Source organism: Pseudomonas sp. A0308 (genome assembly GCF_044218815.1).
Classification (GTDB): Bacteria; Pseudomonadota; Gammaproteobacteria; order Pseudomonadales; family Pseudomonadaceae; genus Aquipseudomonas; species Aquipseudomonas iridis.
Genome location: NZ_CP162581.1, coordinates 4,295,185 through 4,316,688, shown reverse-complemented (window position 1 = coordinate 4,316,688; position 21,504 = coordinate 4,295,185). Strand labels below are relative to the sequence as shown.

Sequence of the window (21,504 nt, the reverse complement as noted above, 5' to 3'; positions counted from 1 at the left end):
GATTCCCACATGCTATGGAAAAAAGGCCGACGCAGTGACAACGTCGTCGATGCCCGTGGTGATGACGCCGGCGGTGGCGGTGGCATGCGCTTTGGCGGCGGCAAGGGCCTGAGCCTTGGGGCGATTCTGCTGATCGTCGGCATCGGCTGGATCACCGGGCAAGACCCGATGCAGATCCTCGGCCAGCTCACCGGGCAAATGTCCGAGCAACCGGCAGCCACTTCGCAGACCCGCCAGGCACCGCCGGCGAACGATGAACAGGCAGAGTTCGTCCGCTCGATCCTCGGCGATACCGAAGACACCTGGGGCACGATTTTCCAGCAGGCCGGCCGTCAATATAAAGATCCTACCCTGGTGCTGTTCAGCAATCGGGTCAACTCCGCGTGCGGTATGGCCACATCGGCTACCGGTCCGTTCTACTGCCCGGCAGACCAGAAGGTCTATCTGGACATGGCGTTCTTCCAGGAAATGTCGCAACGCTTCAAGGCGTCCGGAGACTTCGCACAAGCCTACGTGATCGCTCACGAAGTCGGACATCACGTGCAGACGCTTCTCGGTGTCTCGGCGAAAATTCAGACAGCCCGCCAGCAAGGTCGGCAGATGGAGGGCGACGGTGGCTTGCTGGTGCGTCAGGAACTGCAGGCCGATTGTCTGGCCGGTGTCTGGGCCTACAGCGCGCAGAAGCGCCTGAACTGGCTGGAGCCGGGCGACATTGAAGAGGCCATGAACGCGGCCAACGCCATCGGTGATGATCGCTTGCAACAACAGGGTCAGGGTCGTGTGGTGCCAGACTCGTTTACTCACGGCACGTCGGCGCAAAGGGTGCGCTGGTTCAAAACCGGATTCGCGCAGGGCCAGGTAAGCCAGTGCGACACCTTTGCGGCGAAAAACCTGTAAATGCACAAATGGCTTTTGGCTTTGCTGATCGTTGGCAGCACCGCGCAGGCGGCTGGCGTCGACGCAATCAGCCCCGGGCGATTGCAACTGAAGGCCGGGGAAATGGCGGTGGGTATCGGCCCTGCGCCGGAGAAAATCGAGCGCGTGCTGATCGTCATTCATGGTCGCCTGCGCAACGCCGAGACCTATCGCAAGAGCGCCGAAAGCGCGGCAGAACTGGCGGGGCAAACCGCGCACACGCTGGTGATCGCCCCGCAGTTTCTCAATGAAAGTGACGTGCCGTTGTACTCATTGCCCGCGACGGTGTTGCGCTGGAAAGGCAACGAGTGGATGGGCGGCGGTTTTTCCACAGGTCCGAATCCATTGAGTTCCTATGCGGCGCTGGATGAAATCGTCGCCCGTATCACCGATCGCAAACAGTTTCCGGACGTCAAACAGATCGTGATTTTTGGCCACTCCGGCGGAGGCCAGGTGGTGCAGCGTTATGCCCTGCTCGCCAAGGATCAGCCTGCGCTCAAGGCCAACGGCATTCGCCTGCGTTACGTGGTAGCGAACCCTTCCTCGTACGCCTATTTCAATGAACAGCGGCCCGTGGCATTCGATCACGCGCAATGTCCGGGCTTCAATCGCTGGAAGTACGGTCTGTCAGACATGCCGGTGTATGCCGGTGGGCAAACGGCGCTGCAGCTTGAAAGCAGTTACATCAAACGCGAGGTGATTTATCTGCTCGGGCAGCAGGACATCGACCCGCAGCATCCGGCGCTGGACAAGAGTTGCTCGGCAAAAGCGCAGGGGGCGTATCGCCTGGAGCGAGGCAAGATGTTTTTCGGTTACTTGCTGCGCCGCCATCCGGAAGGCGTGAATCAGCGCTTGGTTGAGGTGCCGGGGGTTGGGCATAACGGCGACGAGATGCTGACGTCGCCGGAGGGGCAGAAAGCGTTGTTCGAGTAAAAGCAAAAGCAAAGATCGCAGCCTTCGGCAGCTCCTACAGATGGAGTGCGATCCCCCTGTAGGAGCTGCCGAAGGCTGCGATCTTTTGATCCTAAGCCAACAACATCTGCCGCAACTCGACACAATCCTGCGCATGCCAATCCGTCAGCTCCGGCCACGGGTTATCCGGCAGATTCACCAGCACCGTGCGCGCGCCCGCCGCACGGCCGCAATCCAGATCAAAGCGGTAATCGCCGACCATCACCATCTCACTGGCCGACACGTTCCAGGCCTCGGCCAGTTTCAGCAAACCACCCGGGTGCGGCTTCGGTGGTGCTTCATCGCGGCCCAGCACATCGTCGACGGCAAAGCAGTCAGCCAGACCGATTGCCTCCAGGGTCACATGCGCCAGTTCGCGCGCGTTGCGGGTCAGAATGCCGAGGCGATAACCGCGCGAGTGCAGATCACGCACCAGCTCCACTGCCCCCGTCGCCGGGGTCGAACCCAAGGCCAGATCGCGCTCGTGTTCGAGCAACCATGCATGCTTGGCCGCCGATTCATCGGCCGGCAACGCGGCGAGATGGGTGAGGATGTCGTCTTCGGGCGGAATCGCCAATGCCACGCGAATCGCCGCGAAGTCATGCACCGCGACGGTCAGGGTGCCGTCCATGTCGAACACCCAATGGCGGACGTCAGCCAGGCTCATGCCCAATCCTTGCGATGCCGAATCAGGCCTTCCTGGGTGACCGAAGCCACCAGTTGCCCAGCGCGATTGAACACGCTGCCACGGGAGAAACCACGCGAGTTGCCGGCCCACGGACTGTCCATCGCGTAGAGCAACCAGTCATCGGCACGCAGGTCATTGTGGAACCACAGCGCGTGATCAAGGCTGGCAACCTGCATGTCTTTCTGCCAGACCGATTTGCCGTGAGGCAGCATCGAGGTGGTCAGCAGACCGAAGTCCGAGGCATAGGCCAGCAGATATTTGTGCAGCGCCGGAATGTCGGCCAACGCACCGTCGGCGCGAAACCACACATATTTCACCGGGTCCGCTGGCTGCGGGTTGTACGGATCTTTTTCAGTGACCGGGCGCACTTCGATCGGCTTCGGACACAGCAGTTTTTCGCGCATGTGCTCGGGGATCAGGTGCGCACGTTGCTGGGTCAGCTCCAGCTCCGACGGCAGGTTTTCCGGGCCGACCACAACCGGCATCGGGGTCTGGTGCTCGAAGCCTTCTTCGTCATACTGAAACGAAGCGCTGCACGTGAAGATCGGATGGCCCTTCTGGATTGCCGTTACGCGGCGAGTGCTGAAGCTGCCGCCATCGCGCACGCGATCAACCGAATAGACCACCGGCAACTTGGCATCGCCCGGACGCAGAAAATAACCGTGCATCGAATGCACATGGCGGGTTTCTTCAACGGTCTGACTGGCCGCCGACAGCGACTGGCCGAGCACCTGACCACCGAACAACTGACGGAAACCCAAGTCCTGGCTACGGCCGCGGAAGAGGTTTTCTTCGATCGGTTCCAGGGTCAGCAAATCGACCAGATCTTCCAACACTTGGCTCATTCAGGCTCTCCTCACACAAAGCTATACCGCGCAGTCTTGGCTACGGCGGTCGATTCAGATTCTGGCGCAGGCCAATGATTTGGCGGCCATTGTAAACGTCCGTGTCGGCTTATCCATGCAAGGTTTGCAGCCATTGTTCCCGGGTGATGCGATACAGCACATGCCTTCTTAACGGGTGATCGACGGCGAGTTTCGGATGATCAAAGTCATCGGCCGGCGCGTGATGCATGCCGATCGCCTGCATGACTTTCTCCGAAGGCAGATTGCTTTGTGCGGTGAAAGACACGACCTCTTTCAAGGCCAATCGATCAAAGCCGCAGCGCAGAGCGGTCCACGCCGCTTCACTGGCGTAACCCAGGCCCCAATGTTCCTTGGCCAGACGCCAGCCGATTTCCACTGCCGGCGTGAATGAGGCGTCGAAACCGACGACACCCAACCCGGTGAATCCGATGAACTCGCCGCTGTCCTTGCGCTCCAGCGCCCACAAACCAAAGCCATGCTCGGCAAAATGTCCGCGTACACGACCAATCAGCGCCGCACTTTCCAGTCGGCTCAAGGGTGCCGGAAAGTAGCGCATGACCTGAGGATCGGCACACATCGCCGCAAATGCCGGCAAATCCTCGTCCTGCCACTGACGCATCAGCAGGCGTGCGCTTTCCAGTTGCAGTATCGGCTCCATCGTGCCCCTCCGTTTCCATGCCGCAAGTCTACATCGCTGGTAGGATCCTTCACTCTTTCCAACGTTCCCACGCGAAAAAGCCATGCCATTGCCGCTGATCTACCACGAAGACTACAGCCCCGAGTTCCCAGCGGATCACCGCTTTCCCATGGACAAGTTTCGTCTGTTGCGTGATCACCTGGTCGACAGCGGCCTGACCCGTGACGCCGATCTGTTGCGTCCGCAGATCTGCCCCAACGACATCCTCGCGCTGGCGCATGACCGTAGCTATATCGAACGCTACATGAGCGGCGAGTTGTCCCGCGAAGACCAGCGGCGCCTCGGCCTGCCGTGGAACGAAGCACTGGCGCGGCGCACGGTGCGGGCGGTCGGCGGTTCAATCCTCGCTGCGGAAAAAGCCCTGGAGCATGGCCTGGCCTGTCATCTGGCGGGCGGCACCCACCACGCGCATTACGACTACCCGGCCGGGTTCTGCATCTTCAATGACCTGGCGATCATCAGCCAATACCTGCTGCAAAGCGGCCGGGTCAATCGCGTGCTGATCTTCGATTGCGACGTGCATCAGGGCGACGGCACCGCGCGCATCCTGCATGACACCCCGGAGGCGATTACCGTGTCCCTGCACTGCGAGAAGAATTTTCCTGCACGCAAAGCCGAAAGTGACTGGGACATACCGCTGCCCAAAGGCATGGGCGATGCCGACTATTTGAAAGTGGTCGACGACACGCTCAACTATCTGCTGCCGCTGTATCAACCGGATCTGGTGCTGTATGACGCCGGCGTTGATGTGCACAAGGACGACGCCCTCGGTTATCTGCAACTGACCGACGAAGGTGTCGCCGCCCGCGATGAAAGCGTGATGCGCCATTGTCTGGGCCGCGACATCCCGGTGGTCGGCGTGATCGGCGGTGGTTACAGCAAGGATCGCCACGCCCTCGCCCGCCGCCACGGCATTCTTCATCACAGCGCGCAGCGCGTCTGGACGTCACACGGTTGTCATTGAGCTGTGCTGCGTTACCCACAATCGCTGTGGAACTGCCTGTGGATAACCTGAGTGAAAGGGACTACAGGCCACAGCGAACATGGCGTACAGCGCGGTGGTTGTTTTTTAACCAACATTTGAATTGCTCCACAAATCCACTGTGGGAGCGAGCCTGCTCGCGAAGAAGTCGGTCCTTCCAACATCAAAAGTGACTGACCCACCGCTTTCGCGAGCAGGCTCGCTCCCACAGGGATCTCCCCCATTGGCCTGCGCTGTTAGAATGCGCGCCTTATCTCGCCATACCGCAGCGCACGCCATGACTCAGAACACCGCCTCCTCCCCCGCTCACGTCGCCATCATCGGCGGTGGCCCTGCCGGCCTGATGGCCGCCGAAGTGCTGAGCCAGGCGGGAGTACGCGTCGATCTGTACGACGGCATGCCCTCGGTGGGCCGCAAGTTTCTGCTGGCAGGCGTCGGCGGCATGAACATCACCCATTCCGAAGCCTACCCGGCGTTCCTTTCGCGCTACGCCGAACGCGCACCGCAAATCGCCCCGTTGCTTCGCAGCTTCGATGCCGACGCGTTGTGCCGCTGGATTCACGATCTGGGCATCGAAACCTTCATCGGCAGCTCCGGCCGTGTGTTCCCCACCGACATGAAAGCCGCGCCGCTGCTGCGCGCCTGGCTCAAGCGTCTGCGCGACAGCGGCGTGGTTATCCACACCCGCCATCGCTGGCTCGGTTGGGATGAACACGGCGCGCTGCGCATCGACAGCCCGGAAGGCGAGAAAACCCTCAAACCCGACGCCACGCTGCTCGCCCTCGGCGGCGGCAGTTGGTCGCGACTCGGTTCCGACGGCGCGTGGATGTTGCCGCTTGAGCAGCGTGGTGTAGGACTGGCGCCATTGCAGCCAAGTAACTGCGGCTTCGAAGTGCAGGCCTGGAGCGAATTGCTTGTCAGCAAATTCGCCGGCGCGCCGCTGAAAAATATCGCCATTGGCTTGAACGACGACATTCCGCGCTTGGGCGAATGCGTGATCACCGCGACCGGCATTGAAGGCAGTCTGATTTATGCGCTGTCGGCGCCGATTCGTGAGGCGATCAACGCGCACGGCTCAGCGACCATTCACATCGATCTGTTGCCCGGCCGACCTGTGGATAAATTGCAGGCAGCGTTGAGCAAGCCACGCGGTTCGCGGTCGATGGCCAAGCATCTGCACAGTCAGGTCGGGATTGATGGGGTGAAAGCGGCGTTGCTGCGTGAATTGACTGACGCTGCAACCTTTGCTGATCCGGCGTTGTTGGCCCGGGCGATCAAGGCATTGCCGGTGACATTGATCAAAACCCGCCCGCTGGACGAAGCGATCAGCAGTGCCGGGGGCGTGACGTTCGAGGCGATGGACGAGCAATTGATGCTCAAGGCGTTGCCGGGGGTGTTCTGCGCGGGCGAGATGCTTGACTGGGAAGCGCCAACGGGCGGCTATTTGCTGACGGGGTGTTTTGCCAGTGGGCGGGCCGCGGGGTTGGGGATTGTGCAGTGGCTTAAAAGCAGCGCCAGTTTTTAAGCCACAAGCTGCAAGCTAAAGCACAGCGCTTTTAACTTGCAGCTTGCAGCTATCCACTCGAAGCTGCTTTTACGGCTTGCGCTTGCGCGGCCCAGTGTTGAACACAGGCACCTTGCGCACAGGTTTGATCGAAGGCTCTGGCGCCTGCGTCTCGCCGCTGTCGACCCATTTACCCAGGTTGCGCTTGCCGCCACCGCCGGAAGTTTTCGGCTTTTTCGGTTTCTTCGGCTTCTTGATCACCTGGCCGCTGGCATCGGTATCCGGCACGCGGTGTTCAGGCTCGAAGTCCGGTTCGTTCTGACGCTTCAACGTCTGACGCGTGAGCATCTCGATCGCCGACAGCATGTTCACTTCATCGGCACATACCAGCGAAATCGCTTCGCCCGTCGCACCGGCACGGCCAGTACGGCCGATACGGTGAATGTAATCCTCGGCCACGATCGGCAGATCAAAGTTGACCACCAGCGGCAGGTCTTCGATGTCCAGACCACGGGCCGCGACATCGGTGGCCACCAGAATCTGCACTTCGCTGAGTTTGAAACGATCCAGCGCACGCTGACGGGTCGCCTGCGGTTTATCACCATGGATGCCGTCCGCGTTGACGCCCAGGCCCTGGAGTTTTTCCACCAGCGCATCCACGCCGTTGCGGGTCTTGGCGAACACCAGCACTTGCTTCCACTTGTTCTTGCGCATCAGATGCACGAACAGTTCGGCCTTGCGCTTCTTGTCCACCGTCACCACCCACTGCTTGACGGTGTTGGCGGCGACGTTGCGCGGGCTGACTTCGACGCTCAGTGGGTCGTTGAGCATCTGCCCGGCCAGCAGGCGAATATCGTCGGAGAAGGTCGCGGAGAACAGCAGGGTCTGGCGCTTTTTCGGCAGCATGCGGTAGATGTTCGCCAGTTCTTCGGAGAAGCCCAGGTCAAGCATACGATCGGCTTCATCCAGCACCAGGGTTTGCAACTGATCGAGTTTCAGCGCGTTCTGGCGGAACAGGTCGATCAGGCGACCAGGCGTGGCGACCAGCACATCGACGCCGCCGCGCAGCTTCATCATTTGCGGGTTGATGCTGACGCCGCCGTAAACCGCATAAGTGCGCAGCGGCAGGTTTTCGGCGTACTGGCGCACAGACTCATGAACCTGCTCGGCCAGCTCGCGGGTCGGCACCAGAATCAGCGCACGCGCGGAGTTCGCGGTGACTTTTGGGCCTTCCATGGCCAGCAACTGCAACAGCGGCAAGGCAAAACCGGCTGTTTTGCCAGTGCCGGTCTGGGCCGCAGCCATCAGGTCGCGACCGGCCAGAACGGCCGGTATGGCTTGCGCCTGCACAGGCGTCGGGGTCTGGTAGCCGAGCTTCTCGAGAGAGCGCAGCAAAGGTTCGATCAGGCCAAGGGAGGCGAAAGTCATGGGAGTACCGTAGGAAAATTCAGCGCAATTGTGCGACACGAGTGTGCAATGCCGCGCAGTTTACCCTAATTCGTACGCTGTTCCGCGGGAACGGCTGTCGGCGCTGCGACTGGCGGCAGTACTGGTCGGCGCCACTGCGGCAAGCCAATCAACACCACAGCGCTGATGATCACCAACATCGCCAGCGCCTCTTCGATACCAATCGTCTCGCCAACAAACACGATCCCCAGCAACACCGCCACCGCCGGGTTGACGTAGGCATAACTGGTCGCCGCGGCCGGGCGCACGTGCTTGAGCAGGTACATGTAGGAATTGAAGGCGATGATCGAGCCGAAGAAAATCAGATACGCCAGCGCCAGCCAGCCCTCAATCGGCGGCAGCGCTTGCAGATGTTCGCCGCTCAGCGTGCTACCGATCAGCAGCACCACACCGCCGACCAGCATTTCCACGGCACTGGCCATCGCACCCTGCGGCAGCGGCAGATGCCGGCTCCACACCGAACCGAAAGCCCACGCCGCCGCCGCAAAAATCAGCAACGCGGCACCCAGCGGACTCGATTGCAGGTTGGAGCCCATGTTGAGCATGGCGATGCCGACAATGCCCAAGCCTACCCCGGCCCACTCGAGACGGGTATTACGCGCGCCCCAGAAATAACCGCAGAGCAACGTGAACAGCGGCACCGTCGCCACCGCCAACGCAGCAACTCCCGAAGCCACCCCCGAGTGCTCGGCCACACTCACCGCACCGTTACCGAAGCTGAGCAACAAAATCCCGATGATCCCCGCCGCTTTCCACTGCGCCCACGTCGGCGCCGGTGCCCCGCGCCAGCGCAGGAAGCCGTACATCAACGCACCGGCAATCACAAAGCGCACGCCGCCAAGCATCAGCGGCGGCCAGTATTCGACGCCGATGCGGATCACCAGATAGGTCGATCCCCAAATCACATACAACGCAAAAAAAGCAGCGATCAGCGGCAAGGAAAAACGGCGCAGGGCAGACATGAGCAACTCGACAGTCAGCGTCAGGAGACTGGATATTCTAGAAAGGCCAGCCGGCAAAAATAAGTTACAAAACCTGTTTATCGCGCCGGTACACTTTGGAAAGCACGGAGATCAACGGCATAAACCACGATTTCGAAAGTCTGCCGATTTCAGGAGTTCACCCCTTGGACAAATACGACCGCATGCTGCTCAGCGCCCTACTCGAAAACGGTCGAGCGTCCTACGCCGACCTAGCGCGCAAAGTAAACCTCTCCGCCCCCGCCGTCGCGGAGCGTGTGGCCAAGCTTGAAGCAGCGGGAGTGATCACCGGCTATGAGGCAAAAATCGATCTGGCGAAAATCGGCCTGCCGATTCAGTGCGTGATCGAACTGCGTCTGCACCAGAACGGCAGTCAGAAGGTCTACGACGAACTGGTGAAAATCCCCCAACTGACCGAGTGCTTTCGAGTGACGGGCGATCCGTGCGTGATCATGAAGGCCGCGGTGGGCTCGATGCCAGAGCTGGAGGAGTTGATTAATCGCGTGGCGAAATTCGGGTTCAGCAAGACATCGATTGTGCTGTCGAGCGCCATCGAAAAGCGCGTGCCGCTCGGGCATATCGAAGGCAACGGCAAGTAGAGCTCTCCTGTAGGAGCTGCCGCAGGCTGCGATCTTTTGATCTTGCTCTTAAAAACAAGATCAAAAGATCGCAGCCTCGTTTCACTCGACAGCTCCTACAGGGAAGCTTCGGTGATTTTGGGATCAGCGATAGCGCTGCAGATGTTCGCTGACTTTGGCGGCCGGGACTTTCTGCAGTTTGCACAGCAGGTCATGGGATAACTCGCGCACGCCGTGCTTGCTGCGCAACTCATCCGCAAGGTGCGCCATCAAGTTCGCCGCCATCTCTGCATCCGCCATCGCCCGGTGAGCCTGACCCGTGTGGGGCAGGCGGGCGAACGTGGTGAGGGTGCCGAGTTTGTGGTTCGGCGCCGCCGGCATCAAGCGGCGAGCCAACAGTAGCGAACAGGCGAAGTTTTGCAGGCGTGTGCGCTTGATCCGCCCCAGTTCGAAGTCCCAGAACTTCTGGTCGAACGAAGCGTTGTGCGCGACCAGTGGCGTGCAGCCGACAAACTCGTTGACCTCGTTCATCACTTTTTCCGCCGGCGGCGCGGTGCGTAGCATGGCGTTGCTGATGCCGGTCAGTTGTTCGATGAACGCGGGGACGCGTACACCCGTGTTCATCAGGCTCTGGTAACGCTCGACGATGCGGCCGTTTTCCAGCATGACCACGGCGATTTCCGTGGCGCGACAGCTGCTGTTTGGCGAGAGGCCAGTGGTTTCAAAGTCGATGACTGCAATGCGTTCCAAACCGGGTTCAACTCCGTACAAATCAATTCTTCAGTAACCGCTCAATTCTTCAGTAGCAGTGCGCCTTCGATCGGCACATAACGGCTGGCGGCGCGGATCAGCGAGTTGGCGGTGAGGCCGGGCACACCGTAGGCGACCGCTTGCACCCCGTGTTTGCTGATGATGCGTTCCAGCAGCATGTCGAAATCGCCATCACCGGACGCCAGGACAACTTCGTCGACGTGGTCGGCGGCGTCCATGATGTCGAGGGTGATGCCCACGTCCCAGTCGCCCTTGGCCGAGCCGTCGCTGCGCTGGATGTAAGGCTTGAGCTTCACGATGAAGCCGAGGTTGCGCAGGATCTGCTGGAACTGCTGTTGCTTGCTGTCGCCACGGTCGATCGCGTAGGCGTAGGCCTCGACGATCTGCCCGTCCTTGCTGATGTCTGCCCACAGCGCCGCGTAGTTGAAGTGGCAACCATAGGCCTGACGCACGGTGTAGTAGAGGTTCTGCACGTCGGCGAACACTGCGATTTTTTTCACCGGAGTTCCTGTGAGCGCGCAAGCGCACGAAGCGGGATCAGGCGCCAGGCCCGAAAATGGCGCTCAGTATGCCAGCCCGAAGGAAGGTGACGCGAATAATCGGTCCGGAGCCCTCAGGGGCTCCGGACGAATGGTGAGTCAGACTAAGGAATCGTCGTCATCGAAGAACGATGAGTTGTCATCGCTGTAGTCGGTATCGGCAACCCCACCCTGGTCGTTTCCGGCCACGCGCTGGTCATCGCCCCAACCGCTGTTGCTCTGGTCTGCAACCTGCGCCGGCTCTTCCTTGATCACTTCAACAATTTCTTCCGGCTGTTGATTGTGATGAAACAGGCTGCTGATGCCTTGCGCCAGCATCACACCACCGGCCACGCCAGCGGCGGTTTTCAATGCGCCACCGAGAAAGCTGTTGCCTGCCGCCGGAGCCGCTTGTTGCGCGTAGTTAGGCGACTGTGCGCCAAAGCTCTGTTGCGGCGCGGGCGCATTGAAGTTCTGCTGCGGTGCCGGCTCACGCCAGCCGCCAGTGGATGCCGGGGTGCTCTGGGCCGGTGCCGGACGCGAAGTGCCGCCGCCAAAGATGCTCGACAGAAAACCACCGCCACCACTCGGCGTGGGCGCCGCACCTTGGGCCTTGGCCGATTGCAGTTCGGCCTGCAACTGCTGGACTTGCCGGGTCAGTTGCTTGTTCTGTTCGTCGAGGCTCTTGAGCGCTGCCTCTTGCACCAGAATCGCCTGGGTCATGAAATAACCTACCGCCGGTTGGCGTGTCAGGTGTTCCTTGATCCGCGCCTCGGCCTGGGCATCGCGCGGGGCTGCTTCCGTTTCGGCCTGTTGCAGCCGGGAAAACAATCCATCGATCAGGGTTTGCTCTTCGCTGTTCATGGCGACCTCGTAGATTGCCGGGGAAAACATTGCCCTCGTCCACACTGGACGGGGTGCTCACCTGTAATGGCGACGGTGACAGGATGTTTCAACGACCTTTACCGAATGTTTACGTTTGTGCCGCGCCGCACATCATCGGTTAAAGTGAGCCACTGTTTTCGACCTGCGATACCGACTGATGAATGCCTTCGAAGTGCTGCGCGACTCTCTGTTTTTTTTCAAACGCCATTTGGTCAGCATCGTGCAGCTGTGCCTGCCGCTGGTGATCGTCGAAGCCTTTTTGCAACAGGTGGTCGATCGCGCCACCGGGCCGGAAAGCTTTGCGGCGAGCAGCATCATCGTCGGCCTGGTGATTTATCCGTTGTATACCGCCGCGCTGATTCTGTTTCTCGATGCCCGCAGTCGTGGCGAGTCGCCGCGCAACCGCGACCTGCTGGCGATGGCTGCCACCCTGTGGCCGCGCTTCGCCTTGCTGACGGCGCTGAACACATTGCTGATCCTGCTGGGCATTTCGCTGTATTTCCTGCCGGGTCTGATCCTCATGGTGATGCTGGCGTTCGGCGAATACCTGCTGGTCCTGCGCGGCCTCAATCCATTGCACGCCATGAAAGAAAGCCTGCGCCTGACCCGTGGGCATTTCTGGCGAATCCTGCTGTGCATTCTTTGCGTGATGACACCGCTGTGGTTGCTCAAAGGGGCGAGCCTGGCGGTTTATCCAGAGCCGCAAAACCCGGTGATCGCCGTACTGATCGACAGTGCCCACAGCTTCCTGCAACTGTTCACCAGCGTGGTGCTGTTTCGCCTGTTCATGCTGATCAGCGAACTGCCTGACAAACGTAGTGGCGCGGTCTGATCGCTTTGGCCTTGGGCGACGGGCGCGCACTCGGGTATGCTCGGGGCCACTTTCTGTAACGCTATAAGCCGAGCCATGACCCGTCTGCTGCGCTACACCCTGTTGCTTGTTGTGCTCGCCATCGCTCTGATCGGCGTGCTGTTGTTCAGCCTGACCTGGCGCCCCGACACCCGGGAAACCCTGCCGGTCAGTTGCACCGGCACCCCTCCTGCGCTGGTGCCCGGGCAAGCGCTGAAAGTCATGACCTGGAACGTGCAGTACCTGGCCGGCAAGCGTTACGTGTTCTGGAATGATCTGGCCCAGGGCAATGACGAAGCGCCAACCCTGGAAGACATGGCCTTCAGTCTCGATGAAGTGGCGCGAGTGATCCGCGACGAGCAACCCGATGTGGTGCTGTTGCAGGAACTGGATGACGGCGCCAAGGCCAGCGACTATCAGAATCAGCTCAAGCTGTTGCAGGAGCGGGTCGCCGATCTGTATCCGTGCAGCGTCAGCGCGTTTGACTGGAAAGCCGACTTCGTCCCCGAACCCCACATCTTTGGCAGCGTCGGCCGGCAACTGGCGACCCTGAGCCGCTACCGCATCGAACACGCCGAACGTCTGCAATTACCGGTGGCTTCGAGCAATTTCATCAGCCGCCAGTTCCAGCCTAAAAACGCCCTGCTCTCGACCCGTCTGCCGCTCAGCGATGGCGGGCAACTGACCGTATTCAATACGCATCTGGAACGCGCCAGCCAACCGAATGACACCTTGCAGGCGCAGGTGACGGCCGTGGCCAAGGTACTCGACAAGTATGAAAGCCAGGGTTTGCTGTGGCTGGTCGGCGGCGATTTCAACCTGCTGCCGATCGGCCAATATCGCCGTTTGCCCGCAGAGCAGCGCACGCCCTACGCCGCCGACAGCGAGTTACATCTGCTGTGGGACAAATACCCGATGATCCCGACCAACAATGAAGCCAGCGGCATCAATCGCGCCCAGTGGCTGACGCACTACCCCAACGATCCCGGCCTCAACGGCCCGGATCGCACGGTCGACTATCTGTTCTACAGCCCGAAGATCAAGCGGGTTGAAGCGATGGTGCGCCAGGACGATACCTTGCGCATTTCCGATCACTTGCCAGTGATCGCCCGTTTTCTGCTCCCGGCCACCCCATAGCAAACGGCACCACGGTCTGAAAAAACTGCACAATTTCATTTACGACGACTATGTTGCCGACGGTGCGCCCGGCGATTACTCGGCGTTTGTGGTGATGGCCGGCAAGGACCGGGTGCCGGCACTTGAAGGTCTGGCGAATGAGTTCGATCGACTCGGCATTACCGATTACAGGTTTCTGGTGCAGTGCAAACCGATCCCGGGGGTCATCCGGGCATTACGTTCTTCGAAAAAAGGTCATCACGACCAACAAGAGTGTTGTCGATTATGACTTCTACAATCCGGCAAACATTCTGGTCATCGACGAAAACAGCCCGGTGATTCCGGAGCACTTCATCACAGCCCCGTACGTGGACATCCCTGCACCCATCTATGAAAAATACACGCTGCAAGGTTGGGTGAAGACGGTTTTCTCGCAGCAATGAATTTGTGGCCGACCCACATCCTGTAGGAGCTGCCGCAAGCGGCGATCGTTTGTTCTTCAGGTGCCACGAGGTTTGGCCCGGGCAGTGGCCTCGGCCACCAACGGATCATCCGGCCAATAATGCTTGGGATACCGTCCCTTCAAATCCTTCTTCACCTCGGCATAAGTGCTGCGCCAGAAGTTGGCCAGATCCTGCGTCACCTGCACCGGACGCCGCGCGGGTGAAAGCAGATGCAGCTTGACCACTTGCCTGCCGCCAGCGATTCGCGGGGTTTCGGCCAGCCCGAACAACTCCTGCAAACGTACCGCCAGAATCGGCGGAAACTCGCTGTAATCCAGGCGAATCGACGAACCCGACGGCACGCTCAGATGATGTGGCGCCAGCTCATCCAGCCGTTGCGGCAGAGGCCACGGCAGCAGATTGCGGACGATGCTCGACAGATCCAGATTGGCGAAATGACTGAGCCGCGAAACTTTGCCCAGATACGGCATCAGCCAGTGTTCAAGGGATTTCATCAGCGCGTCATCGCTGACGTCCGGCCATTGGCTTGCGTCTTGAGTCTGCAGATCCAACTGCCGCAACAGGGCGACACGCGCCTGCCACTGACGCAGTTCCGGTGTCCATGGCAGCAACTCAAGACCCTTGCGCCGCACCAGATTGACCAGTGCCTGACTGCGTGCGCTTTCATCGAGACCGGTCAACGGTTCACGACTGAGGATCAGCTCACCGACCTTGCGCTGACGCTCGGCGCGCAACACACCTTCGCGCTCGTCCCAATCCAGTTGATCGACGCACTGCACCTGCTCGGCCAGCACCGAATCGAACAGCGCCGGATCAAAATCCGCCGCCAGATAAATCCGTTCTTCGCGCTGGCCCTGACGGCTGCCGAGGTCGGCGATGACGATCCACGGTTCTTTCATCAGGCTGTCGGCTTCGGCGAACAGCGCAGCGCGACCGTTGGCCAAGCGATATTCAGCGCCACCGGCGCGGCGCTGCTGGGCGACACGGTCGGGATAGGCCAGCGCCAGCAAAGCGCCGAGCCAGCGCGGATGATCCGGATCGTTGACCGGTTCACTCGCCTTACCGCGCAGGTAACCGCGGTATTGCCGCGCCAGTTGCCGCGCACGCTGCACGCCGCCCTGCGCCCCACGAGTTGCGCGCTCTTCGCCCGAAAGCAGGATCAGTCGGCTGTGCAGGTCGGCCCCGGCGCCGCGCAAGATATCGCGCTCGCCCAGCAGCGCGGCGACATCGCAAGCCATCGTCGCCAGCCCCAACGCCTGACCGCGCAGCAATAAGTGGCCGATACGCGGATGCGCCGGCAGCTCGGCCATGGCCTGACCGTGCGCAGTCAGCGCCTCGCCGTCCAGCGCACCCAGACGCTGCAACAAATCCTGTGCCTGTGCATAAGCCGCTGCCGGCGGCACGTCGAGCCAGACCAGTTCGCCCGGTGTCACGCCCCAGCGCCCCAGTTGCAACGCAAGGCTGGCCAGATCTGCCGAGAGAATTTCCGCACTGCCGTATGCCGCCAGTTGCTCGTGTTGATCCTGCGACCACAAGCGATAACAAACGCCTGGCTCCAGTCGCCCTGCCCGGCCTGCGCGTTGGGTGGCACTGGCTTTGGAAATGCGTTGAGTGTCGAGGCGGGTCATGCCGCTGCCCGGATCGAAACGCGGCACCCGCGCCAGCCCGGCATCGATCACCACGCGCACGCCGTTGATGGTCAAACTGGTTTCGGCGATGTTGGTCGCCAGCACCACTTTGCGCTGACCGGGTGGAGCCGGATCGATGGCCGCTCGTTGCGCGTTCAGATCAAGCTCACCGTGTAACGGACAGAGCAACACGTCGCTGCGCTCACCGATGGCGTCGCTCAGTTGCTGATGGACTCGACGGATTTCCGCCTGCCCCGGCAGAAACACCAACACGCTGCCGGTTTCATCATTGAGCGCTTCGAGTACCGTCTGCGTCACGCGTTGATCAATGTATTCGCCGGGCTGAAACGGCCGCCCCCAGCGCATTGTCACCGGGTACATGCGGCCCTCGCTGCGCAGGATCGGCGCGTCGTCGAGCAAACCGGCCAGGCGTTCGCCTTCCAGCGTTGCGGACATCAGCAAAATCTTCAGCGGCTGTTCAGCGCGAAACAGCTCTCGACCGTTCAAACTCAGGGCCAATGCCAGATCGGCGTCGAGGCTGCGCTCAAGCACTTTGCCACTTGCCAGATGTTGTCAAACTCTTCCAGTATCCTTCTATTCCGGGCATTTCATGGAAATAATCTCAAGGATAAATCTTTGACAGTCATCAAACATATGCAGTCGTTGGTGAACTATCGCTTTAGCGTCATACCTCCAGATGTCGTGGACCTCATGCAGCGTTGCGCCGCGATCAACGCTGCGGAAAAAGCTACTCACCTCGTGAAGGTCTTCGAAGCCTACTGCCAAGTCACCGGCACCGTGATCACTTATCTGTCTCTCTCCTCCCCATCATTTCTTAATGTCATGAAAGGCTTTCTCGGATCGTTAGCCGACCAATCTCTGCTCGTCCTAAACGGTACGAGCAGACAGCGCTACGCCAGGGGATTCGTCATGCTGTTGGATGAAATGCGTAAGGAGATCCCACTTTTGCCCTCCTTATCTCGAATGGAGGTTTATCCCCGTTACAACCAGCACGTTTGGGAGCAGGAAAAGCAGCACCTCGACGCAAAGTCAGTTCGCTACTGGAATGGCTGGCCTGTTCAAGGCCGCAAAGAAGCAATCAGCTTCATTCCGATCAACCTAATCTGGAACTCCCACGGCGAGGAGTTTGCCGAAGAGATTTATAAGAACTATCGCCAGAATGCGCAAAAACATCTTGCACCTGCGCACTCTGACTTCAATTTGTTTTTGCTCTTTCTCTCACAAAATGCTGAGCGCTGGCCCAGTACCAGTTTCCAGCACCCTATGCAGATCAAGAATCTCTTCATCGATTACTTACTCTTCAACTTCAAGCAAGCACTGGAAGTAGGTACTGACATCGCAAATCGGACGCGTTCCTATGCGAAGTTCATCCATACTATAGATGAGGCGTTCATCCAATCGGGAATTTGGACCCGGCCATTCGCTGGTGAGTTACCGCGCCCGACTTCCGCCTCTACGCCTGGCTCCCATACCAATCTCAGAACGACAGCTGATGGCACCATTGTTAAAGACAAGCTCATAACTTCCGTACCGCTGCAGCTAACCGACTCCGAAGCAATAGAAATAATATTTAAAAGAATCCTAGAAGATAACCAGATAGTAGTGAAATGGGCTGAAAAACGACTCTTTAGCATCCGCAAGAAACAAATCAATCGAGATCAACTTTCGCTCACAGGGACACCAATCACAAAAATAAGCCGACGACTTGCAAGCATCAATGAAGTCGGAGAGAACAACTTATGTGCAACATTCAAAAAATTTGGGCTAGCTTATCTTAGAGAGCATGCAAACAAGATTCTTTGGCAAACAACGAAAGATGATGCAGCCAAATTATTTGCCCTCCCCAAACCCAGCGACTTCTTCGCCCTGCAGTTGCTACTCACTTACCATCATCCCTGCTTGACAGAAAGCTTCTTCGATAACCTCGAGCTCTACGACAAACGGGGAAATCTTTCTGGATTCCTGAAGACAGACAGCGGCTATCAACTTATTGGATACAAAGATCGCAAAGGAGGCAAATTGAGTGAGCAAAAAATCGACCTTACTCCTCGGCAGGCCGTATGGGTTCGCCGAGTAATTTCACTAACTGAACCCCTTCGGGAAGAACTTCGCAATGCAGACGATAATGCATGGCGGTATTTATTTATTCACTGCCAGCGAGCCATCTGTTATCCAAAAAAGCCGAAGATATTCAAGATCAAGCCATGCATGATAGATCGTCACCAGCAGATAATTGACGAATTTTCAACTATTTCTGGCCGAGACGAAAACACCATCCGAGAGTTTATTTCACGTGTTTCGGTGACATCGCTGCGAGCATCCAGTGGAGTTGAAGTTTACCTAAAGACTAACAGCGTAGAAACTATGGCTAAGGCTATCGGGCATACTGGATATAACTCTTCTTTGCTGAGTAGTTACCTACCGGAACCTATCCTTGCATTTTTCCAGACCCGATGGATTCGAATTTTCCAGCGCGGCATTATTTGCGAAGCCATGAAGGACAGCCCTCGCTTACTAGAAGTCGCAAGATTCCAAAACATGGAGGAACTTCATGAGTTCCTAAAACACCATGCTCTACGAGAAATTCCAGATCATATCCGGAACCCCGAGCACATGAAAATGGCGGATTCAAAACAGCGGGACATCCAGCATATTGACCAGGCTGATCGTGTACTTATCTCGATCGACAGCGGAGTGCTTACTGCCCTCCTTTCATTAAAAGAAGCCGTTTGCAGCGCTAGCACCCCGTCCAAACTGTGCTCTAAAGCTATTTACTGGTCGAATTTCACCGACTTGGTAGTACGAGAGATTGAAGATGGCTACAACAGTGACCTTCAAGATCACCTACACATCGCGCGAAAGCACGTCAGCGCTTCACACATGGAGAATCTGATCTATGCATCTACCCCCTGAACTCGATTTTCTTTCGCCTTTTCTAATCAAGGCTAAAGAAGAATATCGATCGGCCTGTTGGCTTCTCAGCGACTTCGATGATCCAGTGTGGAGGATTAGCTTTGAATTCAAAACATATAAAGAGCTTGACTGGAGGGTAGTATTGGATGACGGAAGCACTCTTACGGAATCCAGACACAAACAACTGCTCGACAGCTTCAAGTATTACTTGACGTCTTGCACACGCATTTCTTCCAGTTTTCTTGCAGAAGCGAAAGGTCAGCGACAGCAGCACAAGCGCTTTCGCGCTGCTTGTCATATCATTGACTTACTGCTCATAAATAGCAAACGCTACAAGCTATCCTCTCATGGACTTGGCGGGCTTACGAGTGGTAACTTAATTGAAATTCTAGAGACGATAGCATCAACCCCACATACTACAGAGTCAACATACAATTGGACTAATCGAGCACGCGAATACTGCCTTAATTTAGTTAAACGCACCGATTCCAACGAGATCTCAATCGTACTGAAGAGCCTTCCAGAAATTGGATTGATCACTAATGAGCAATTGGACGATGACATACTAGGAATATCTTATGACCTAATTCCTCAGGTACGGGCGGCTCTATACTTAAGAAATTTCTATCACAACCAAGTTCCCTATGGCAAACAGCCGAATACCTTTTTGCTCGCCCAGGATATTTACCATGATACCCTACGAGGCAAGAGCCTCGCCAAGCCCGTTCACCCAATCCTCTGCTTCAACAGTGACACCAGTACTTTTAAAAAGGAATACCGAAGTGCGCCCGTAAAAAGTGGGCAGCATGAGAGAATGATAGACAATACCTACTATTTCTATCGTTCAACTTTATACAGCCTTGGGTTGTTACATGAAATCCCGCTTCCAAGCCCTCCCCTAGAGGCCCTAATTGAGGCTGAACGCTATATGCCTGATTTGTCGACCCTGGGTAGGTTTCGCACTGTTCCGTCCGACATCGTATTCAAGGCTGTACGTCAAGCGATAGAGTTCCACCTCGATCACGGACAAGAAATCACTAAAGCTTTCTGTCGAGTTGCACTCGAGTGCCGCAAGCGCAACATATCTCCAAGCTCTCTTACGCATGAAGAGGTACAATATCTAGTTGGTCAAAAACTGGCATCTCTGGGAGTAAATAGACTATGTCTTTCGACTCGTGTGCGTGGTTCAGCCAAGTCCAAAACTCGCTCCAACGTGAAGGGTAAAAAAAACGAGTATTTCGAAAACCTAAGACGCAATTCTGGTCTATATGAACTCATAATGGTTTACATCGGGTGCATACAGTTGACTATTGGCGTGCTTATGGCCCGACGCGCTAGCGAGTTGTATGAATTAAAAGCAGCCGATTGCCTTGACGAAACTGAGACGTGGCTCATGTTTAAAAACGCAAAGAGCACTCGCCACCTCTTCGGTCATCGTCGCAGGCAAGCGCGCCCCATCGAACCCATAGCCGTAGACATGGTAAAGACTCTCATTAGGATGCAGAAGGTTCTGCAACGGATAGGTTACATCCGTAAGCTTAAAACCCTTTTCGCCGTTCCTACTGTAACAGGCGCACCGAATCTCACGGAATCGTCCGTTACCGTGTACAACCGCAACCTCGACATGTTCTGTGACTATTTCGAAACACCTCTAAACGCAGCTGGTGAGCGATACTATTTCCGCCAGCACCAAATGCGTCGTTTTTTTGCAATGTTGTTCTTTTACTGCGGCAGTTTCGCCAAACTCGACACGCTGCAATGGATGCTGGGACATGCGGATCCAAAGCATGTCTACCATTACATTACCGAATCAACCGACGGATCCGTGTTAGCCAGTGCCAAGGCACACTATGTAGCCGAACAACTGCATATGGGCAATGTTGAGAATTACCTCGCCCTCGCCGAATTACTCAAGAAACGGCACGGGACAGAAGACTTCAATCTGATAGATACCCATGATCTAGAAGACCAGATTCAAGACTTGCTAGTTGAGGGCTGGGTGGAAATCGAGCCGGAATTCTTCACGGATCACCAGGGCCACAAGTTCAAGGTAGTGGCCCGCCTGATTTTAACTGAGGAAACAGCATGAGCAGGGCGTCGCGAGCAAGCCTAGTGGCTGCCGGCGTCAAGGCGCTTCATGTTCTGCTTGTGCAGATCATTCAACGGCCAGTGCAATTCAGTAAGGATGCCGATCTCCACCTCGCCCTAAAAAGCCAAGGAAGTCTCGCAAAACTCGAGCGATCTATAGCGAGCGAGAAAGACGAGCCACTAATAACTTACCCTATGAGCTTGAACAGCCTGAAGACACATGCTAATGAAAACCTAGTTGGTGGCTTCAAAGCACTAAATGATCTACGCCTCAAAGCTCTCGAGGCGCTTGAATTTGCGGAGAAACGGCAGCAACACGCCAATAAACGAAGCAAGTCAGGGTTAACAAGAAAGGTCGAGCAGCTGGAACAGGAACTGGAGATGCAGCGGCAGACGAATGTGATATTGCTTCGCGCACTATCCGAGTCAATGACTCAGCTCACCAACATACGCGACGCAGCGGACGACAAGATCCGAGCAAAGCGGACCCACGATGCCCTCCACACTTTACGGGCCATATTGAGCATGGGCATGCCACCGTTCAATCAAGTAGAAAATTATTCCGAAGCTCACGCTCCGATAGCGGACGTTGCCAATATCTCGGACTACCGCAAAGGCTAGC

19 protein-coding genes and 1 pseudogene are annotated in these 21,504 nt (G+C 57.6%); 11 read left to right on the top strand and 9 right to left on the bottom strand.

The genetic code is table 11. The features are described from left to right. The first annotated feature begins 9 nt into the window (after positions 1-9). On the top strand, positions 10-897 hold the full coding sequence (locus AB4P92_RS19960) for a neutral zinc metallopeptidase (RefSeq protein WP_042561190.1): 888 nt from the start codon (positions 10-12) through the stop codon (positions 895-897). Further along, entirely contained in the window at positions 898-1,848 is a 951-nt protein-coding gene (locus AB4P92_RS19955; protein WP_042561191.1) for an alpha/beta hydrolase family protein, read from the top strand. It begins immediately after the preceding gene. Positions 1,849-1,939: 91 nt separating this feature from the next. Here AB4P92_RS19955 and AB4P92_RS19950 read toward each other — a convergent pair whose 3' ends face one another. The 3 genes from AB4P92_RS19950 to AB4P92_RS19940 all read right to left on the bottom strand — a co-directional run bounded on the left by AB4P92_RS19950 (position 1,940) and on the right by AB4P92_RS19940 (position 4,078). Further along, a complete protein-coding gene (locus AB4P92_RS19950; protein WP_395598043.1) occupies positions 1,940-2,533 on the bottom strand; it encodes an HAD family hydrolase in 594 nt (197 codons plus the stop codon). Then, a complete protein-coding gene (tesB, locus tag AB4P92_RS19945; protein WP_047303520.1) occupies positions 2,530-3,399 on the bottom strand; it encodes an acyl-CoA thioesterase II in 870 nt (289 codons plus the stop codon). The genes AB4P92_RS19950 and tesB overlap by 4 nt, the downstream gene beginning before the upstream one ends. 109 nt (positions 3,400-3,508) lie before the next feature. Further along, the gene (locus tag AB4P92_RS19940; protein WP_115146529.1) at positions 3,509-4,078 is read right to left on the bottom strand and encodes a GNAT family N-acetyltransferase; all 570 of its coding nucleotides are present in this window, start codon (positions 4,076-4,078) and stop codon (positions 3,509-3,511) included. 82 nt (positions 4,079-4,160) lie between these two features. Between AB4P92_RS19940 and AB4P92_RS19935 the strand changes: the two genes are divergently transcribed. Continuing rightward, complete coding sequence (locus tag AB4P92_RS19935) at positions 4,161-5,081, top strand: histone deacetylase (RefSeq protein WP_047303524.1); 921 nt, start codon at positions 4,161-4,163, stop codon at positions 5,079-5,081. A 295-nt stretch (positions 5,082-5,376) separates the two neighbouring features. Next, positions 5,377-6,624: a TIGR03862 family flavoprotein gene (locus AB4P92_RS19930; RefSeq protein WP_395598042.1), complete on the top strand. Its 1,248-nt coding sequence runs from the start codon at positions 5,377-5,379 to the stop codon at positions 6,622-6,624. 69 nt (positions 6,625-6,693) lie between these two features. On the opposite strand, the gene AB4P92_RS19925 is transcribed toward AB4P92_RS19930, so the two are convergent. Beyond that, positions 6,694-8,031 (bottom strand): DEAD/DEAH box helicase, encoded by a 1,338-nt coding sequence (locus AB4P92_RS19925; protein ID WP_261736597.1) that lies wholly within the window; start codon positions 8,029-8,031, stop codon positions 6,694-6,696. 65 nt (positions 8,032-8,096) lie between these two features. After that, complete coding sequence (gene yedA, locus AB4P92_RS19920) at positions 8,097-9,032, bottom strand: drug/metabolite exporter YedA (protein ID WP_042561198.1); 936 nt, start codon at positions 9,030-9,032, stop codon at positions 8,097-8,099. 164 nt (positions 9,033-9,196) lie between these two features. Here yedA and AB4P92_RS19915 point away from each other — a divergent pair, with 164 nt between their 5' ends. Beyond that, positions 9,197-9,649 carry an Lrp/AsnC family transcriptional regulator gene (locus AB4P92_RS19915; RefSeq protein ID WP_042561199.1) on the top strand — a complete coding sequence of 151 codons (453 nt, stop codon included), beginning with the start codon at positions 9,197-9,199 and terminating at the stop codon, positions 9,647-9,649. 123 nt (positions 9,650-9,772) lie between these two features. Here the strand turns inward: AB4P92_RS19915 and AB4P92_RS19910 are convergent, their stop codons facing one another. The 3 genes from AB4P92_RS19910 to AB4P92_RS19900 all read right to left on the bottom strand — a co-directional run bounded on the left by AB4P92_RS19910 (position 9,773) and on the right by AB4P92_RS19900 (position 11,781). Further along, positions 9,773-10,378: a PolC-type DNA polymerase III gene (locus AB4P92_RS19910; RefSeq protein ID WP_042561200.1), complete on the bottom strand. Its 606-nt coding sequence runs from the start codon at positions 10,376-10,378 to the stop codon at positions 9,773-9,775. Positions 10,379-10,419: 41 nt separating this feature from the next. Further along, positions 10,420-10,899 carry an NYN domain-containing protein gene (locus AB4P92_RS19905; RefSeq protein WP_042561201.1) on the bottom strand — a complete coding sequence of 160 codons (480 nt, stop codon included), beginning with the start codon at positions 10,897-10,899 and terminating at the stop codon, positions 10,420-10,422. A 138-nt stretch (positions 10,900-11,037) separates the two neighbouring features. Further along, positions 11,038-11,781 (bottom strand): DUF2076 domain-containing protein, encoded by a 744-nt coding sequence (locus AB4P92_RS19900; RefSeq protein WP_395599684.1) that lies wholly within the window; start codon positions 11,779-11,781, stop codon positions 11,038-11,040. A gap of 178 nt (positions 11,782-11,959) precedes the next feature. On the opposite strand from AB4P92_RS19900, the gene AB4P92_RS19895 reads away from it, so the two are divergent. From AB4P92_RS19895 to AB4P92_RS19885, 3 genes are all read left to right on the top strand, one after another. Further along, positions 11,960-12,634, top strand: a complete 675-nt coding sequence (locus AB4P92_RS19895) for a YciC family protein (protein ID WP_042561202.1) — start codon at positions 11,960-11,962, stop codon at positions 12,632-12,634. A gap of 75 nt (positions 12,635-12,709) precedes the next feature. Continuing rightward, positions 12,710-13,789: an endonuclease/exonuclease/phosphatase family protein gene (locus AB4P92_RS19890; RefSeq protein ID WP_395598041.1), complete on the top strand. Its 1,080-nt coding sequence runs from the start codon at positions 12,710-12,712 to the stop codon at positions 13,787-13,789. 137 nt (positions 13,790-13,926) lie between these two features. Further along, a complete protein-coding gene (locus tag AB4P92_RS19885) occupies positions 13,927-14,211 on the top strand; it encodes a hypothetical protein (RefSeq protein WP_395598040.1) in 285 nt (94 codons plus the stop codon). Between the two features lie 56 nt (positions 14,212-14,267). On the opposite strand, the pseudogene hrpB reads toward AB4P92_RS19885, so the two are convergent. Then, a pseudogene (hrpB, locus tag AB4P92_RS19880) lies at positions 14,268-16,406 on the bottom strand (ATP-dependent helicase HrpB); the annotation flags it as partial. A 90-nt stretch (positions 16,407-16,496) separates the two neighbouring features. On the opposite strand from hrpB, the gene AB4P92_RS19875 reads away from it, so the two are divergent. From AB4P92_RS19875 to AB4P92_RS19865, 3 genes are read left to right on the top strand one after another with little or no spacing between them, the layout of a single operon-like run. After that, positions 16,497-18,794 carry a hypothetical protein gene (locus AB4P92_RS19875; protein ID WP_100549881.1) on the top strand — a complete coding sequence of 766 codons (2,298 nt, stop codon included), beginning with the start codon at positions 16,497-16,499 and terminating at the stop codon, positions 18,792-18,794. Next, positions 18,778-20,883, top strand: coding sequence for an integrase (locus AB4P92_RS19870; protein ID WP_395598039.1), 2,106 nt, complete (start codon positions 18,778-18,780; stop codon positions 20,881-20,883). The genes AB4P92_RS19875 and AB4P92_RS19870 overlap by 17 nt, the downstream gene beginning before the upstream one ends. After that, positions 20,880-21,503, top strand: a complete 624-nt coding sequence (locus tag AB4P92_RS19865; protein ID WP_100549883.1) for a hypothetical protein — start codon at positions 20,880-20,882, stop codon at positions 21,501-21,503. Before AB4P92_RS19870 ends, AB4P92_RS19865 begins: the two co-directional genes overlap by 4 nt. Position 21,504: the final 1 nt, after the last annotated feature.